This window comes from Pseudomonas sp. GW822-FHT07A10, assembly GCF_058798795.1.
In genome coordinates this window covers 77,534-94,374 of the sequence record NZ_JBXAKV010000006.1, presented here as the reverse complement: position 1 = coordinate 94,374, position 16,841 = coordinate 77,534, and the positions used below count along the sequence as shown (strand labels likewise).

The following is a 16,841-nucleotide window of genomic DNA, read 5'->3' as shown; positions in this document are numbered from 1 at the left end:
AAAAGTAGGTCATGATTTTAATCATGATGTTCACCGACTTATAAGGAGATTTTAGTTTTTGTTGTGTCAGATTTTTAGTGATCAGGTTGTTGTGGTTTTTCCTCGCTGCCCGTTCTGGTGGGTAATGTATGGCCTAGGTTGTAAGCGTGTGTATGAATTAATTGCGCTAAGAACAATCGCTTTTCGTTACATATAAAAAACTTCAAATATTTGGCGCCTGAAAAATGTCGCATGCGCCAAAATAAATATAAATGGAAGTTACACTTAATAAGTGTAAAACCCGTGAAACAGCACTTTTAGAGCGATTTAGAGCACGTTGGAATGCCGCGGCAACCTAACAGAAATCAGTGCCGCGAAAATAACAAATGCGCTGGATATCCATAAACACGCTTCCAGCCCGAAGACCTGAAAAACCCAACCGGAGAGCACGGTGCCGATCAGCCGTCCCATGGCGTTGGACATGTAGTAGAAGCCCACATCCAGCGATACACCGTCTTCCTTGGCGTAGGACACGATCAGGTAGCTGTGCAGCGAGGAATTCACCGCGAACAACGCACCAAAGATCATCAAACCACCCAACAGCACCCACTGCGGCGACAACCCGGTGTTCAGCCCCAGCGCGATTGCCGCTGGCAGGCCTGCCAAGGCAACCGCCCAAAGAAACGCCGCGCGACCATCCGGGACATGCCCTCGTTGCTTGCCGGTGATCCGCGGCGCGAGCGATTGCACAATGCCGTAGCCAATCACCCAGGCCGCGAGGAATCCACCGACCTTCCAGAAGTCCCAGCCAAAAACGCTGCTCAAGTACACCGGTAAAGCCACGACGAACCAGACATCGCGGGCACCGAACAGGAACATCCGTGCCGCCGACAAGATGTTGATGGCCCGGCTCTTGGAGAGGATGTCGCGGAACCTGGGCTTGGCTTTCGCCTTGCCCAGGTCCTTTTTCAACAGGATCAGGCTGCCGAGCCAGATCAGCGAAAGAACGCCTGCCATGGCCAGCAGCGCCCCTCTGAAACCGATCAGGGCGAGCAATGCCCCGCCGAGAAAGAAACCGACGCCCTTGAGGGCATTCTTCGAGCCGGTGAGGATGGCTATCCATTGATAAAGCGTGCCCTGTTGCCCGTCAGGCACCAGCAGCTTGATCGAGCTTTTGGCGCTCATCTTGTTCAGGTCTTTGGCGATCCCCGACAGCGCCTGAGCCCCCATCACCCAAGGAATCGTCAGCCAGGTGACTGGCACCGTCAGCATCAACAGCGCCACAACCTGCATTCCCAGCCCGATGTTCATGGTCCGGTTCAGCCCCAGTCGCGCACCGAGATAACCGCCCAGCAGGTTGGTGATCACGCCAAAGAGTTCGTAGAACAGAAACAACGCCGCGATTTGCAAAGGGCTGTAGCCCAACCCGTGAAAGTGCAGCACCACCAACATGCGCAAGGCACCGTCGGTGAGGGTAAAAGCCCAGTAATTGCCCGTAACAAGCAGGTATTGCCGCACTGACGGCGCGAGGGCTGACAAGGCTTTCATCAACGCTCCTTAAACGGCCAGACCGACCATCCTGGCCAATTCAACGGTGCGGTTCGCGTAACCCCATTCGTTGTCGTACCAGGCATAGATTTTGACCTGGGTGCCGTTGATGACCATGGTCGACAGCGCATCGATGATCGATGAGCGCGGATCGGTGCGGTAGTCGATGGACACCAGCGGGCGCTCCTCGAAACCGAGAATACCTTTGAGTTCGTTCTCGGACGCGTCCTTGAGAAACCGATTCACTTCGTCAACCGTGGTGACGCGCTCGACCTCGAACACACAATCAGTCAGCGAAGCATTGGCCAACGGTACGCGCACCGCGTGGCCATTCAGTCGCCCGCGCAGCTCCGGGAAAATTTCCGCGATGGCGGTGGCCGAACCGGTGCTGGTCGGGATCAGGCTCATGCCCGAAGCCCGCGCGCGACGCAGATCCTTGTGGGGTTGGTCGAGAATGCTTTGGGTGTTGGTCAAGTCGTGAATGGTGGTGATCGAGCCGTGGCGAATGCCTAGCGCTTCATGGATCACCTTGACCACTGGCGCGAGGCAATTGGTGGTGCACGACGCAGCGGTAACGATGCGATGTTCCGCCGGATTGAACAGTTGATGGTTGACGCCCATGACGATGTTCAGCGCGCCCTCTTCTTTCACCGGAGCACTGACCACCACGCGCTTGACGCCCTGGTCGAGGTACGCCTGAAGCACCGCGACAGTCTTCATCTTCCCGCTGGCTTCAATCACCAGATCGCAGCCCGACCAATCGGTATCGGCAATCGCCTTGTTGGCAGAAACCTTGATGCGCTTGCCGTCGATGACAATGCAGTTACCTTCGGCGCTGGCTTGATCATTCCAGCGACCATGCACCGAATCGAAGTTCAGCAGGTGCGCATGCGTCGCCGCGTCGCCTGCCGGGTCGTTGATCTGCACGAACTCAAACTCTGGCCAGTGCCAGGCGGCGCGCATGGCGAGACGACCGATGCGGCCAAAACCATTGATGCCCACTTTGATAGTCATGTCGAGGTGCTCTGTAGCGGTTGTCAGGGAGGGTGCTTTGGCAATCATCAAGCCGGACAGCAGGCGGCTGCCCGTTCAGGACGGTCGCCCATTTGTTCAAGGCGTTTGGCATCGGGGCTCAACCAGTGCGTGTTGGCTTGAAGCGCCACGATCAGCATCTGATTCACCCAGTCAGGAAGAGTCGGGTGCAATCGGTAGTAAACCCATTGACCTTGCCGACGGTCCGCCAGCAATCCGCAGGTGCGCAACTGCGCCAGGTGCCTGGAGATTTTCGGCTGGCTCTCGTTCAACGCGCAGGTCAGCTCGCAAACACACAACTCTCCCTCACGGGCGATGAGCAGCATCATGCGGACGCGGTTGTCGTCAGCCAGGCATTTGAAAACGGTGGTCGGCGTCAGAGAGTCAGACATTTCGGTTCTCGCTGGTTTGGGCTATGCGTCACAACGGAGCATCAGCTTATATGCGATTGGCCGAATATATGTTTTTCCGCATGTGCGGTAAAGCGCCAACAGTCAGTGTGTCGACTTCATAGCTGAATGATATTTATTTACTTACAAAAGGTAATCGTTATCATTAGCGTCACAATACAAAAAGGAGCTCATGGTGGCTTTACCGCGCATTTACCCCGCCTCTCTCTCACTGCTGGGGCTGTTGGCAGTCCCCGATTTACAGGCAGAAACCCAATCGGCAGTCACCTTGCCTGCCACCGCTGTGACCAGTGATTACAGCGAGCAAAGTTACAGGCCGACCGACAACCGCAGTGCGCTGAAGATCGATGCCCCACTGCGCGACATTCCGCAAACGGTGAACGTGATCCCGCAGAGCGTGATCAAGGACCAGGGCGCGCGATCGATGGAAGACGTGCTGAAAAACGTTCCTGGCATCGGTCTTTCCAATGGCGATGGCCAGCGCGATCAGGTCACCATTCGCGGCTTCAGTGCGATTGGCGACATGTACGTCGATGGCGTCCGCGACGACGCGCTGTACTTCCGCGATCTGTCTAACGTCGAGCGGGTGGAAGTGATCAAGGGGCCGGCAGCGGTGCTCTATGGCCGCGGTTCATCCGGTGGCCTGATCAACAGCATCAGTAAGAAACCCAACTTCACTCCCAAGCAGGAAGTGGGTGTCAGCTTCGACAGCGAAGGCAAAAAGCGCACGCAGTTCGATGCGGGCTGGGCCGATCAGCAGCAAAACGACAAGGCTTTCCGGGTAACTGGCGCACTGGAAAACAGCGACACCTTCCGCGATGACGGTTACATCGACCGCAAGGCCATTGCGCCTTCGGCCTACTTCAAGCTCTCCGATGATCTTGAGCTGAATCTGGGCGCCACGTACCTCTACGATAAACGCCTGATCGACTTCGGCATCCCCGCGCTGGGCAACCGTCCGGTCAATGTCGACCGGGACAAGCGCTTCGGCGCCGCCGACCCGGATGATGATTACACTCGCAGCGAAGTGTTCTCGTTCACGGCGGGCGTCGACTACCGCCTCAACGACGACTTCACCCTGAGCAACACCAGCCGCTACTACCACTACGACCTGGATCGCAACAACACCCTCGCCGACTCCAGCCCGACACGCTTCGTCACTGCCCCCAACGGCGAATTGCTGGTCAAGCTCAACCGCGGCAACGTGCAGCGCAAGGAAGACGGCTGGTTCAACCAGACCGAACTCAAGCAACAGGCCACGCTCGCCGGGATGAACCACAACCTGCTCTATGGTGTGGAACTGGGGCGCCAGGTCAAGGATCAATCCGTCTTCAGCCAGAACAACGTAGCGCGGGTTCCGGTGTACCGCGATGCTCTGGTCGACGTACCGTTCCAGGCCAATCGGCAAACCGCCAAGGGCACCAATACCCAGGACACGGCCGGTTTCTACGTCCAGGATCTGATTGAACTGACCCCGCACTGGAAAGCGCTGCTGGGCGTGCGCCATGACGTGTTCGACCAGGAATATTCGGATGACCTGACCCGCGCCACCATGTCTCGAACCGACAACACCTGGAGCCCGCGTGCAGGCCTGGTCTACCAGCCTGATCAGGTCCAGTCCTACTACATTTCGGTGAGTCGCTCTTACCAGCCGTCTTCCGAAGTCTTCGCCCTGAGCACCACCAACCAGGACCTTGAACCGGAGCAAACCACTAACTTCGAAATCGGCGGCAAGTGGGACCTGCTCGACAATCGCCTGGCGTTGACGGCGGCGCTGTTCCGCCTGGAACGCACCAACATGAAAACCACCGACCCGGCGAACCCGACCAAACTGGTCCTGTCGGGCGAGCAGCGCACCGACGGCCTGGAACTGACCGCCAGCGGGCAGTTGAGCGACAAGTGGCAGGTCTATGCCGGCTACGCCTACCTGGATGCCGAGATCACCAAGTCCAACAACCGGACCAATGGCGTCGCCAACGAAGGCCAGACACCGACCCTGACCCCGCGTCACAGTGCCAACCTCTGGCTGGTGCGCTCGCTGACCAACACCTGGCGTGTCGGCATGGGCGCGAACTATGTCGATGACCGCTACACCGCCCTGGACAACCGGGTGGTCATGCCCGCCTACACCACCGTGGACGCGGCATTGCTCTATAACCTGCCGAAGTGGGACATGGCGCTGCGTTTGCGTAACGTCTTCGACAAGGACTATTACGCCTCGGCCCATGGCTCCGTGGACCTGATCACCCCTGGAGCGCCACGGACCCTGGAGTTGAGTACCAACTACCGGTTCTGACTGAACACCTGAAATCAAACGCCCTTGCCGGTCAGGTAAGCAAAATACCCGTGGGAGCGAGTCTGCTCGCCCCCACGCGTTTTGCGCAGTTTACTGACAGGCATTCGTTTTAAAGCGGGCAGACTGCGATAACGGCACCATCAGTGCTTGGGGTGGTCATCTGCACAGTCCAGCCTGGGGCAAAAACCAAGTCGTGATACTCAACGATGGCACTGATTTCGGAGCAAAGTTTTTTGGCCTCCTCCGGAGAGTGATCTACATCGATGTTGACCGAACGATTCTCGGCTGAGTATTCGCTAGCCTGGGTCAAGTTCATCGTGTCATTCCCATCCAGTATTTTGCTGAGCAGTGAGGCGTTCTCGACGGACTCGTCCATACCGCTGGAATAAGCACATTGAACAGCCACAATCGTCAGTAAAAAAAACAGACCCGCTGCGTATTTGTTTCTCACATCCATGTTCCTTGAAGTCGGGATTGGTCGAGCCTGCACTGCGTGGCGAAGCGATCCGGGGTACAGCATACGTCCTGAGGTTCATACGGCCCAAGGAAGATCAGCGAAAGGATTTCGTATACCCTATCGCTATCTCACTTCCAAACGACCGCCGCCGTGAACCTACCCAAACTCAACGCTCCCGACCTTGGCAATACGCCTTCGACCTCGGAAATCATCACCCGTCATCTGCGCGACGCGATCGTCGCCGGGCATTTCGCCGAAGATGAGCCGATTCGCCAGGACGACATTGCCCGCCAGTTCAACGTCAGCAAGATTCCGGTGCGCGAGGCCCTCAAGCGGCTGGAAGCCGAAGGGCTGGTGATGTTCCAGCGCAATCGCGGGGCGATGGTCACGCGGGTTTCCGATGCCGAGCTGGCGCAGATGTTCGAAGTGCGCATGTTGCTGGAAGACAAAATACTGCGCCTGGCCATTCCCAACATGACCGAAGAAACCTTCGCCCGGGCCGAGCGTATCTGTCAGGAATTCATCGGCGAGGACGACGTAGGCCGCTGGGCCGAGCTCAATTGGGAGCTGCACGCTTGCCTTTACGAACCGGCACAACGGCCGTTTCTGGTCAGCCTGATTCGATCGGTCAACGACAAGCTGGAGCGCTACCTGCGCATGCAGATGAGCCTGTCGGCCGGCAAGGAACGGGCCGATCACGAACACCGTGAGATCCTCGCGGCCTGCCGTGCCGGCGATGTGGAGCTGGCGGTGAAGCTGCTTGACGAACACATTGCCGGAGTCTGCAAGACCCTGTTCGAACACCTGCCCCACGCTCACTAAGCGCTGTGCCGATTTCGTCATCGGCACAGGATAAATCCATCAAGCCGGCACCCCGCTGCACAGGCCACTCTTGCGTTCACTCATCTGAACGGACGTGGCCCTCCCATGAAACGCATCACCGTGATCGACTCCCACACCGGCGGCGAACCGACCCGCCTGGTGACCGCCGGTTTTCCTGACCTGGGCACCGGCAGCATGGCTGAACGGCGTAAGTTGCTGGCCGACCATCACGATCAATGGCGCGCCGCCTGCGTGCTGGAACCACGAGGCAGCGACGTGCTGGTGGGTGCCCTGCTCTGCACACCGGTAGACCCGAGCGCCTGTGCCGGGGTGATTTTCTTCAACAACAGCGGTTACCTGGGCATGTGCGGCCACGGCACCATCGGCCTGGTGGCGTCGTTGGCGCATCTGGGCAAGATCGGCCCCGGCGTGCACCGCATCGAGACGCCGGTGGGGACGGTGCAGGCGACCCTGCACGAAGACCACTCGGTGAGCGTGCGCAATGTGCCGGCCTACCGTTACCGCAAGGCGTTGGTGTTGCAGGTGCCGGGCATCGGCCAGGTGGTCGGCGATATTGCCTGGGGCGGCAACTGGTTTTTCCTGATCGCCGAGCATGGCCTGAGGGTCGCCGGCGACAACCTCGACGCGCTGACCGCTTATACCTACGCCGTGCAACAAGCGCTGGAAGCCCAAGGCATTCGTGGCGAAGACGGCGGGTTGATCGACCATATCGAGCTGTTCGCCGATGACGATCAAGCCGACAGCCGCAACTTTGTCCTATGCCCCGGCAAAGCCTATGACCGCTCACCGTGCGGCACCGGCACCAGTGCCAAACTGGCGTGCCTGGCGGCCGACGACAAGTTGCAACCGGGGCAGATCTGGCGTCAGGCCAGTGTCATCGGCAGCGAGTTCGAAGGTTCTTATGAATGGCAAGGCGAGCGCATCGTGCCGACCATTCGTGGCCGTGCCTTTATCAGCGCCGAAGCCAGTTTGATCATCGAACAGGATGACCCGTTCGCCTGGGGCATTCGCCCATGAGCGAGGGCCTGGTGGCCGATGTGATCGTGATCGGCGCCGGCATCATCGGCGCCGCCTGCGCCCAGGCGCTGGCCCGTCGTGGCTTGCAGGTGCTGGTGCTGGACGCCGGCCTGCACGGTGCGACGGCGGCAGGCATGGGCCACCTGCTGGTGCTCGATGACAACCCGGCCGAACTGGCCCTGAGCCAATATTCCCTGCAACGCTGGCGTGAACTGGCGCCAGACCTGCCCGACGGCTGCGCTTACCGCAACAACGGCACACTGTGGCTGGCGGCCAACGCCGAGGAAATGGCGGTCGCCCACAGCAAATACCTGAACCTGAAAGCCCAGGGCGTGGCGTGTGAACTGGTCAGCGCCAGCGCCTTGCGTCAGCGTGAACCGGAACTGCGCGAGGATCTGGAAGGCGGCTTGCTGATCAATGGCGACGGCATTCTGTATGCGCCGGCGACGGCCCGCTGGATGCTCGACACACCGAACATCCGTCAGCACCGGGCGCGGGTCAGCGCGGTCGATGGAAATCGCGTTTGCCTCGATGACGGCCATTGGTTGCGGGCCGAAGCGGTGGTGTTGGCCAACGGCATTCAGGCCAGCGACCTGTGCCCGGAGTTGCCCATCGAGCCGAAAAAAGGCCACCTGCTGATTACCGACCGCTACCCCCGCACGGTCACTCACACCCTGGTGGAACTGGGTTACGTCACCAGCGCCCACAACGCCACGGGGCCATCCACCGCCTGCAATATTCAGCCGCGCCCCACCGGGCAGTTGTTCATCGGTGCCTCGCGGCAATTCGGCACCACCGACCCGCAGGTCGAAGGCTGGATGCTGGCAAAAATGCTCAAGCGTGCCGCCGAGTACATGCCAGGGCTGGCCCGACTCAACGGCATCCGCGCCTGGACCGGTTTTCGCGCCGCCAGCCCCGACGGCCTGCCGCTGGTTGGCCAGCACCCACAGCAGCAGGGCTTGTGGCTGGCGGTCGGGCACGAAGGGTTGGGCGTCACCACGGCCCCCGGCACGGCCGACTTGCTGGTGGCGCAGCTGTTCAACGAAACCCCGCCACTGGCCGCGCAACCCTATCTGCCCCAGCGTTTCCTCGGAGAACCCGTCTATGCCTGAATTACTGCTGGACGGCCGCGCCTTGAAGGTGGCCGAGGGCACCAGCGTCGCCGCTGCCTTGGCGCTGGGCAGCGACGGCTGCACGCGCACTTCGGTCAGTGGCCAACGCCGCGCACCGCTGTGCGGCATGGGCATTTGCCAGGAATGCCGGGTGACCATCGACGGCCGGCGACGCCTGGCCTGCCAGACTCTGTGCCGTGACGGCATGCAGGTGCAGACATGCCCATGAACGAATACGCCGATGTGCTGATCATCGGAGCCGGCCCCGCTGGCATGGCCGCTGCTCTTGCCGCTGCCCCCAGTGGCGCACGCATCGTCATGCTCGACGACAATCCGCTGCCGGGCGGGCAAATCTGGCGTGATGGTCCGCAAGCCAATGTGCCCGATCAGGCCCGTCGCCTGCGTGAACGTTTGCAGGCGTGCAGCAACATCCGCCGTCACGCCGGCACCCGGGTGATCGCCAGTCCCGGTCCGAAACAACTGTTGGTCGAAAATGACGATGCCGGTTGGCTGATCAGTTACGACAAGCTGATTCTGTGCACCGGCGCCCGCGAGTTGCTGCTGCCCTTCCCCGGCTGGACGTTGCCCGGCGTGACCGGCGCTGGTGGCTTGCAGGCGCTGATCAAGGCGGGCCTGCCGGTGCAGGGTGAGCGCGTGGTGATCGCCGGCAGCGGCCCGTTGTTACTGGCCAGTGCCGCCACCGCGAAAAAACACGGCGCGCAGATCCAGCGCATCGCCGAGCAAGCCTCGCGCACCGCCGTCGCCGGTTTCGCCGCGCAACTGCCCCGCTGGCCTGGCAAATGGCTGCAATCGTTCAGCCTGTTCGACCGCCATTACCGCACTGCAACTCATGTGCTGGCCGCCCTTGGCACTGACCGGCTGGAAGGTGTGCGCCTGCAACAGCAGGGCAAAATCATCGAACTTGAATGTGATCGGTTAGCCTGTGGTTTCGGCTTGATCCCGAACATTCAATTGGGCCAGGCACTGGGTTACGCCATCGAGGGTCAGGCGTTGGCCGTGGATGCCTGGCAGGCCAGTCGCGTCGATCATTATGCGGCGGGAGAATGCACCGGGTTTGGTGGCAGTGAACTGGCGTTGGTCGAAGGTGCCATTGCTGGCCACGCGGCGGTCGGTGACCTTGAAGCGGCACGCCAGTTGTGGCCACGCCGGGCACGCTGGCAGGGTTTCGCCAAGGCACTGAATCAGGCCTTCGCCCTCGACCCGCAACTCAAATCCCTGGCCCGCCCCGACACCCTGGTCTGCCGCTGCGAAGACGTGCCCTACGGCGCATTGACCGGGCACACCGACTGGCGTGAAGCCAAACTGGCCAGTCGCTGTGGCATGGGCGCCTGTCAGGGCCGGGTGTGTGGTGGCGCGGTGCAGCACCTGTTTGGCTGGCAACCCTCGGCCCCCCGCCCGCCCTTCAGCCCGGCACGAATCGAGACCTTGATGTGCCTGGACGACACCCCGCCAGCCTGAAACCCCCTCGGGGGTTTCAGCCGCGCTGTCGAGCCTCTATGATCCCGGGGTCGCCCTCAGACCCCAGCGCCATGTACCCCTCGCTCAGCACCTTCAAACCCTGCGATCTGCCCACGCTGTTGAACAGCCTGCAGCCGATTGCGCCGCTGCTCGACACCCTGGCGGACGTGGTGTTTTTCATCAAGGACCGCGAAGCTCGCTACGCCTTCGTCAACCAGACCCTGGCCCGGCGTTGCGGTTTCAAACATCGCGAAGATCTGCTGGGGCTCACCGCCGAGATGGTCTTCCCGGAACGCTTCGGCCCGCTGTACACCGAACAGGATCGGCGGGTGCTGTCCAGCGGCCGCGAGATGGCCGACCAACTGGAACTGCACCTGTATTACGGCAACCAGCCGATCTGGTGCCTGACCCACAAACTCGCCTTGAAGGATGAACAGGGTCACATCGTGGGCCTGGCCGGGATCTCCCGCGACCTGCAATCGCCACAGTCCAATCACCCCGCATTCCAGAAACTCGCCGCCGTGGACGCGCATATCCGCAGCCACTTCGCCCGCCCCGTGAGCCTTGCCGAACTGACCGCCATCGCCGGTTACTCCGTGGCGCAACTGGAGCGTCACTGCAAGCGGGTGTTCCAGCTCACGCCACGGCAGATGATCAACAAGGCGCGCCTGGAAGAAGGTTCGCGGCTGTTGCTGCACACCGAGTTGCCGATCACCGAGATCGCTCTGCGCTGCGGTTACACCGACCACAGTGCGTTCAGCCGGCAGTTTCGTGCGTTGACCGGTCTGTCACCGAGCCAGTATCGCGATACTCAGCGCTAAGGATCGTTCCCACGCGGAGCATGGGAATGATCAACACACAGTAAGACCAATAAACAGGCGATGTTTAATAGACATCTCCAGACACTCACCCAGGCTACACATCCTTGCGCCTCTGCCTACGACTACGCCAGAATCCGCCGGCTAGTGCGCCTGTGACCGGAGCTATATCGTTTCCCTGTCGCTGAAAAACAGCGATCGGGTTTGGTAGCCCGCCGTTCACATGTCGCATAGCTTCACCTTATGCAGGTGCTTCTTCAGCATTTGTATTTATGGTGGCCATGCGTAGGGTGCCCTCGGGCACGCCGGTTTTGCCATGTGGGCCGGTCTACCAACCTTCGTATGGCCACCACCTCTTCGTTTGGTAGCGAGAGTGATGGCTCCTCTAATCACATATGGAGCTCCATCTATGTTCAAACCAACGCCAAATCCTCCGGAAACCGACGACGTTTCCCCCTACGAATCCCTCGATTCGAAAAAACTCCACGCAGCCGCCGACCGCGCCCTGGACCACTACCTCAAACCACCCATCCCCAAAGACACCAAGCGCAAACCCAGCACCATTTACCATGTGGGTGAGAAGGTCGATAACGAAACCCTGCTGGTCAATGCCTGCGAATCCCTGGCGTCAGCCAGCATGATGCTCAGTGAGTTCGCCGGGTTGATGGAGATGCCCCATCGCAACGTGATGTTGGGGATTCAATCGGTGGTCATGCTCGGTGAATTGGCGGTGAATCGAGTGCTGGATAACCTCGATCCGCAGGGCTAGCCAGAATCTGTGGCAAAGGGGCTTGTTGTGGCGAGGGGGCTTGCCCCCGTTCGGCTGCGAAGCAGTCGTCAATCCGGTGTATGCGATTTCTCTGATACACCGCGGTTGCAGGTTTTGGGGTCGCTTCGCAACCCAACGGGGGCAAGCCCCCTCGCCACATGGGTGTGTCAGAGCACGGGGTGATCGCAGGGCGCCGATGTTCCCTAAAGGGGCGCCCCGCACAACCATTGCTCCCATCTGTAACACCCACCATCGCGGCCCCCGCCCCTCACGGCGTCACTCTGACGCACCGCAACACCTCTACTTCCAAGGTCTGCCAACAAATTCACGCCTCGGCCTGGAAACGGGCACGCTGATTGCTATATTTAATATCGTATACGAAATCCCCAATACGATATCCAACAGCACTTCACATCAACGAGGCCTCTATGAAAAACCCCGCATTTGCCGTAGCCCTCAGCGCTGTTCTCAGTACCTCTTTCATTGCCACCGCCCAGGCCGACAAGCTCGACGACATCATCGGTTCGGGCAAGCTGCGCTGCGCCGTGACCCTGGACTTCCCGCCCATGGGTTTCCGCGATGCCGGTAACAACCCGGCCGGTTTCGACGTGGACTACTGCCGTGACCTGGCGAAAATCCTCGGGGTCGAGGCCGAAGTGGTCGAGACGCCGTTCCCGGACCGTATTCCGGCGCTGGTCTCCGGGCGGGCCGATGTGATCGTCGCCTCCACTTCCGACACCCTCGAACGGGCCAAGACTGTCGGCCTGACGGTGCCCTACTTCGCCTTCCAGATGGTGGTGCTGACCCGCGACGACACCGGCATCAACAGCTTCGATGACCTCAAGGGCAAACCCGTGGGCAACACCAGCGGCACCTATGAAGCCATCGCCCTGGAGAAAGACGTGAAGAACTGGGGCACCGGCACCTTCCGCGCCTATCAGTCGCAGAACGACACCCTGCTGGCCGTCGCCCAGGGCCACATCGACGCCACCGTGGTCACCAATACCGTGGCCGCCGCCACCCTCAAATCGGGCAAATACAAAAACCTGAAAGTCGCCGGTAACGCGCCGTACGTGATCGACTACGTCTCCCTCGGGGCCAAGCGTAACGAGTATGGCCTGCTCAACTACCTCAACCTGTTCGTCAACCAACAGGTGCGCACCGGTCGTTACAAAGAGCTGTTCGTCAAATGGGTCGGCACTGAAATCCCGCCGACCAACCTGACCGTGCCACAGGTTTACTACTGAGGTGTCCGGCATGCCTAGGCCCACTTCTCTGACCGGTCGCAGCCTGGTCGCGGGCGCCGCCGAGGGCGCCCTGCTGTTCGCCGATATCGGATTGAGTTTCTGGGGCGGGGTCGATCCGTTTAGCGGCGAGATCATTGACCGTCACCACCCGCTCAGCGGCGAATACCTGGCCGGCCGCGTGCTGGCCATTCCCAGCGGTCGCGGCTCGTGCACCGGCAGCAGCGTGTTGATGGAACTGATCAGCAACGGCCACGCACCGGCCGCACTGGTGCTGGCTGAGCCCGATGAGATCCTGACCCTGGGCGTGCTCGTGGCGCAGACCATTTTCGAGCGTTCCCTGCCGGTGCTGTGCATCGGCCGGGAGGCCTTCGCCGCGTTGCGCGGCAAGGCCTTCGCTCGGGTCGACGGCGCCTCGGTAACCGTGTTCGAACACCTGCCGGGCGATGCCTGGCAGGCACTCGACAGCCCATTGCAAACGCAAGACCCAAGCGCCCCGCTCGAACTCACCGAACACGACCGGGCGCTGCTCGACGGCCAACATGGCAAGGCTGCACAAGTGGCCATGCAGATTGTTCTGCGCATGGCCGAACTGCAAGGTGCCCGCCGCCTGGTGGATGTCACCCAGGCGCATATCGACGGCTGCATCTACACCGGACCTGCGAGCCTGCGCTTTGCCGAACAACTGGTGCAATGGGGCGCCAACGTGCGGGTGCCCACCACCCTCAATTCAATTTCCGTGGACCAGCGCCGCTGGCGCGAATTGGGCATCGACCCGGCGCTTGGCGAACCGGCCAGCGCCTTGGGCGATGCCTATATGGCGATGGGTGCGCAACTCAGTTTCACCTGTGCGCCCTACCTGCTCGACAGCGCACCCAAGGCGGGCGAGCAGATCGTCTGGGCCGAATCCAACGCGGTGGTCTACGCCAACAGCGTGCTGGGGGCACGCACCCTGAAGTACCCGGACTACCTGGATATCTGCATCGCCCTGACCGGCCGCGCCCCGTTGATCGGCTGCCACCTGGACGCACAACGCAAGGCCCGATTGCAGGTCGAAGTGCCCGCCCTGGGTGAACTGGACGATGCCTTCTACCCGCTGCTCGGTTACCACATCGGCACGTTGGCGGGCAGCCGGATTCCACTGGTGCGCGGGTTGGAAAACCGCAAGCCGAGCCTGGACGACCTCAAGGCGTTCGGCGCAGCGTTTGCCACCACCTCCGCCGCTCCCTTGTTCCATATCGCCGGGATCACCCCGGAAGCTATCGACCCGGCGCAGGTGCTGGAGGGAGATGTAGCCCTGCCCGTGGAAACAATCCGTCTGAAGGATCTATTGGTCAGTTGGCGCGAACTCAACAGTGCCCGCGACAGCCGGGTGGATGTGGTCTCGCTGGGTAACCCGCATTTCTCCCTCAGCGAGTTCGCTCACCTGGCGCGACTGTGCCTGGGTCGGCACAAACACCCCGACGTGGTCCTCGCCATTACTTGCGGCCGCGCCGTGCTGGAGCAGGCTCGCGAAGCCGGGCATATCGCCGTGATCGAAGCCTTCGGCGCGACCCTGGTCACCGATACCTGCTGGTGCATGCTCGGCGAACCGGTGATCCCGCCGGGTGCAAAAACCTTGATGACCAACTCCGGCAAATACGCCCATTACGCACCCGGACTGGTGGGTCGCAAGGTGCATTTCGCCAGCCTGGCTGAATGTGTCGATACCGCTTGCAGTGCCAAGGCCAGCGGTCGTCTGCCGGCCTGGCTGAACATTGCCACCCCTCTGGAGACGCTCGCGCATGTTTGATTACACCTTCCAATGGCGCGCCACCCTGCGCGCCCTGCCGGACATGCTCGCCGGTGCCTGGGTCACTTTCGAGACCGCCGCGTTGTCGATGATCTTCGGCGTGCTGATCGCCCTGGCCCTGACGGTGATGCGCGAAAGCAAAACCCCGCTGCTGCGCGGCATCGGCAACGGCTGGGTATCGATCGCGCGCAACACCCCGTCGCTGTTCCAGATCTACGTCCTCTACTTCGGCCTCGGCTCGCTGGGCTTGCACGTCAGCTCATGGTTCGCCCTGCTCGCCGGGATCACCTTCAACAATGCCGGGTATCTGGCGGAGAACTTTCGCGGCGGCCTCAAGGCCGTCCCCGACACGCAAGTGCGCGCCGCGCGTTCGCTGGGCATGAGTGCCTTCCAGGCCTACCGCATGATCATCGTCCCGCAGCTGTTGCGGATCGTCTTCTACCCGCTGACCAATCAGATGGTCTGGGCGGTGCTGATGACGTCGCTGGGGGTGATCGTCGGGCTGAACAATGACCTGACCGGGGTGACCCAGGACTACAACGTCAAAACGTTCCGCACCTTCGAATACTTCGCCATCGCCGCGGCGCTGTATTACCTGATTGCCAAGGCGATCGTCGCGTCAGCCCGGCTGATGGCCTGGCGGTTGTTCCGTTACTGAGGGCTTGACCATGTTTTCCACCAGTTTTTCCTGGAATGACCTGCTGTTCCTGCTCGACGGCGCCTGGGTCACCCTGCAACTGACGTTCTGGTCGATCATCCTCGGCTCCTTCGCCGGGCTGTTGTTTGGCCTGCTGCGAGCGCTGTTGCCACGCGCCAGCCTGCCCCTGGCCTGGGTGCTGGACGTGTTTCGCAGCGTGCCGCTGTTGATCCAGTTCGTGCTGTTCAACTCGCTCAAAAGCATCGTCGGCTTGAACCTCAGCGCCTTCAGCGTCGGCTGCATTGTGCTGGGGGTCTACACCGCCGCGTACTTCACCGAGATCGTGCGCAGCGGCGTGCTGTCGGTGCCGTTCACCTTGCGGCGGGCCAGTCGTTCGCTGGGCCTGAGTTTTATGCAGGACCTGCGCTGGATCGTCCTGCCGATGGCCACCCGCGTGGCCTTCCCCGGCTGGCTGAACCTGGTGCTCGGGGTGATGAAAGACACCGCGCTGGTGATGTGGATCGGCATCGTCGAACTGCTGCGCGCCTCGCAAACCATCGTCACCCGCATTCAGGAACCGTTGCTGGTGCTGTGCATCGCGGGCCTTATCTATTACGTCATGAGCCTGGTGGTTGCACGCCTGGGCGCTCGTCTGGAAAGAAGGTGGCAAGAAAATGATTGAGATCGACAACGTACATAAATCCTTCGGCGATCTGGCCGTGGTCAAGGGTGTCAGCCTGACGGTGGACAAGGGCGAAGTGGTGTCGATCATCGGCGGCTCGGGCTCCGGCAAATCGACCCTGCTGATGTGCATCAACGGCCTGGAGCCGATCCAGAAAGGCAACATCCGGGTCGACGGCGTCGAGGTCCATCACAGCGCCACCGACCTCAACCGCCTGCGGCAGAAAATCGGCATCGTGTTCCAGCAATGGAATGCCTTCCCGCACCTGACCGTGCTGGAAAACGTGATGCTGGCGCCGCGCAAAGTGCTGGGCAAAAGCAAGGCCGAAGCTGAAGAGCTGGCGGTGCAGCAACTGACCCACGTGGGCCTTGGCGACAAGCTCAAGACCTTCCCCGGCAAGTTGTCCGGAGGCCAGCAGCAACGCATGGCCATCGCCCGCGCCCTGGCCATGTCGCCGGACTACATGCTGTTCGACGAAGCCACCTCGGCCCTCGACCCGCAACTGGTCGGCGAGGTGCTGGACACCATGCGCATGCTCGCCGAAGACGGCATGACCATGGTGCTGGTGACCCACGAAATCCGCTTTGCCCGCGATGTGTCCGACCGTGTGGCGTTCTTTCGCAATGGCCTGGTGCACGAGATCGGCTCGCCGGATCAGGTGATCGGTAATCCGGTGCATGCGGAAACGGCGGCGTTTCTCAAATCAGTGAAATAACGACCGGCGAT

17 protein-coding genes are annotated in these 16,841 nt (G+C 61.1%); 13 read left to right on the top strand and 4 right to left on the bottom strand.

Features of this window, described 5'->3' with window-relative positions; all coding sequences use genetic code 11:
• Positions 1-306 precede the first annotated feature (306 nt).
• Genes arsJ through AC1RL4_RS12475 form a run of 3 tightly spaced genes read right to left on the bottom strand, consistent with a single transcriptional unit; the run spans position 307 to position 2,951 of the window.
• The gene (gene arsJ, locus AC1RL4_RS12485) at positions 307-1,527 is read right to left on the bottom strand and encodes an organoarsenical effux MFS transporter ArsJ (protein ID WP_018928291.1); all 1,221 of its coding nucleotides are present in this window, start codon (positions 1,525-1,527) and stop codon (positions 307-309) included.
• A 9-nt stretch (positions 1,528-1,536) separates the two neighbouring features.
• Positions 1,537-2,541, bottom strand: a complete 1,005-nt coding sequence (locus AC1RL4_RS12480; RefSeq protein ID WP_019581962.1) for an ArsJ-associated glyceraldehyde-3-phosphate dehydrogenase — start codon at positions 2,539-2,541, stop codon at positions 1,537-1,539.
• A gap of 47 nt (positions 2,542-2,588) precedes the next feature.
• Complete coding sequence (locus AC1RL4_RS12475; protein WP_096480769.1) at positions 2,589-2,951, bottom strand: metalloregulator ArsR/SmtB family transcription factor; 363 nt, start codon at positions 2,949-2,951, stop codon at positions 2,589-2,591.
• Between the two features lie 190 nt (positions 2,952-3,141).
• On the opposite strand from AC1RL4_RS12475, the gene AC1RL4_RS12470 reads away from it, so the two are divergent.
• Positions 3,142-5,265: a TonB-dependent receptor gene (locus AC1RL4_RS12470; protein ID WP_230172855.1), complete on the top strand. Its 2,124-nt coding sequence runs from the start codon at positions 3,142-3,144 to the stop codon at positions 5,263-5,265.
• A 109-nt stretch (positions 5,266-5,374) separates the two neighbouring features.
• Here the strand turns inward: AC1RL4_RS12470 and AC1RL4_RS12465 are convergent, their stop codons facing one another.
• Complete coding sequence (locus tag AC1RL4_RS12465; protein WP_019581959.1) at positions 5,375-5,722, bottom strand: hypothetical protein; 348 nt, start codon at positions 5,720-5,722, stop codon at positions 5,375-5,377.
• Positions 5,723-5,872: 150 nt separating this feature from the next.
• Between AC1RL4_RS12465 and AC1RL4_RS12460 the strand changes: the two genes are divergently transcribed.
• From AC1RL4_RS12460 to AC1RL4_RS12405, 12 genes are all read left to right on the top strand, one after another.
• Entirely contained in the window at positions 5,873-6,544 is a 672-nt protein-coding gene (locus AC1RL4_RS12460; RefSeq protein WP_007935506.1) for a GntR family transcriptional regulator, read from the top strand.
• Between the two features lie 105 nt (positions 6,545-6,649).
• Entirely contained in the window at positions 6,650-7,582 is a 933-nt protein-coding gene (locus tag AC1RL4_RS12455) for a 4-hydroxyproline epimerase (protein WP_019581958.1), read from the top strand.
• Positions 7,579-8,694 carry an NAD(P)/FAD-dependent oxidoreductase gene (locus tag AC1RL4_RS12450; protein ID WP_230172857.1) on the top strand — a complete coding sequence of 372 codons (1,116 nt, stop codon included), beginning with the start codon at positions 7,579-7,581 and terminating at the stop codon, positions 8,692-8,694. The genes AC1RL4_RS12455 and AC1RL4_RS12450 overlap by 4 nt, the downstream gene beginning before the upstream one ends.
• Complete coding sequence (locus AC1RL4_RS12445) at positions 8,687-8,923, top strand: (2Fe-2S)-binding protein (protein ID WP_008074690.1); 237 nt, start codon at positions 8,687-8,689, stop codon at positions 8,921-8,923. Before AC1RL4_RS12450 ends, AC1RL4_RS12445 begins: the two co-directional genes overlap by 8 nt.
• Entirely contained in the window at positions 8,920-10,173 is a 1,254-nt protein-coding gene (locus AC1RL4_RS12440) for an NAD(P)/FAD-dependent oxidoreductase (RefSeq protein WP_096480773.1), read from the top strand. Before AC1RL4_RS12445 ends, AC1RL4_RS12440 begins: the two co-directional genes overlap by 4 nt.
• Before the next feature lie 71 nt (positions 10,174-10,244).
• Positions 10,245-10,994: an AraC family transcriptional regulator gene (locus AC1RL4_RS12435; RefSeq protein WP_096480774.1), complete on the top strand. Its 750-nt coding sequence runs from the start codon at positions 10,245-10,247 to the stop codon at positions 10,992-10,994.
• A 406-nt stretch (positions 10,995-11,400) separates the two neighbouring features.
• The gene (locus tag AC1RL4_RS12430; protein WP_096480775.1) at positions 11,401-11,760 is read left to right on the top strand and encodes a DUF6124 family protein; all 360 of its coding nucleotides are present in this window, start codon (positions 11,401-11,403) and stop codon (positions 11,758-11,760) included.
• Positions 11,761-12,188: 428 nt separating this feature from the next.
• On the top strand, positions 12,189-13,007 hold the full coding sequence (locus AC1RL4_RS12425; RefSeq protein WP_019581953.1) for an ABC transporter substrate-binding protein: 819 nt from the start codon (positions 12,189-12,191) through the stop codon (positions 13,005-13,007).
• Between the two features lie 10 nt (positions 13,008-13,017).
• A complete protein-coding gene (lhpI, locus tag AC1RL4_RS12420; RefSeq protein ID WP_230172859.1) occupies positions 13,018-14,796 on the top strand; it encodes a cis-3-hydroxy-L-proline dehydratase in 1,779 nt (592 codons plus the stop codon).
• Positions 14,789-15,454 carry an amino acid ABC transporter permease gene (locus AC1RL4_RS12415; RefSeq protein WP_018928302.1) on the top strand — a complete coding sequence of 222 codons (666 nt, stop codon included), beginning with the start codon at positions 14,789-14,791 and terminating at the stop codon, positions 15,452-15,454. Before lhpI ends, AC1RL4_RS12415 begins: the two co-directional genes overlap by 8 nt.
• A 10-nt stretch (positions 15,455-15,464) precedes the next feature.
• Positions 15,465-16,115, top strand: a complete 651-nt coding sequence (locus AC1RL4_RS12410; protein ID WP_028939784.1) for an amino acid ABC transporter permease — start codon at positions 15,465-15,467, stop codon at positions 16,113-16,115.
• Positions 16,108-16,830, top strand: a complete 723-nt coding sequence (locus AC1RL4_RS12405) for an amino acid ABC transporter ATP-binding protein (protein ID WP_019581950.1) — start codon at positions 16,108-16,110, stop codon at positions 16,828-16,830. Before AC1RL4_RS12410 ends, AC1RL4_RS12405 begins: the two co-directional genes overlap by 8 nt.
• Positions 16,831-16,841: the final 11 nt, after the last annotated feature.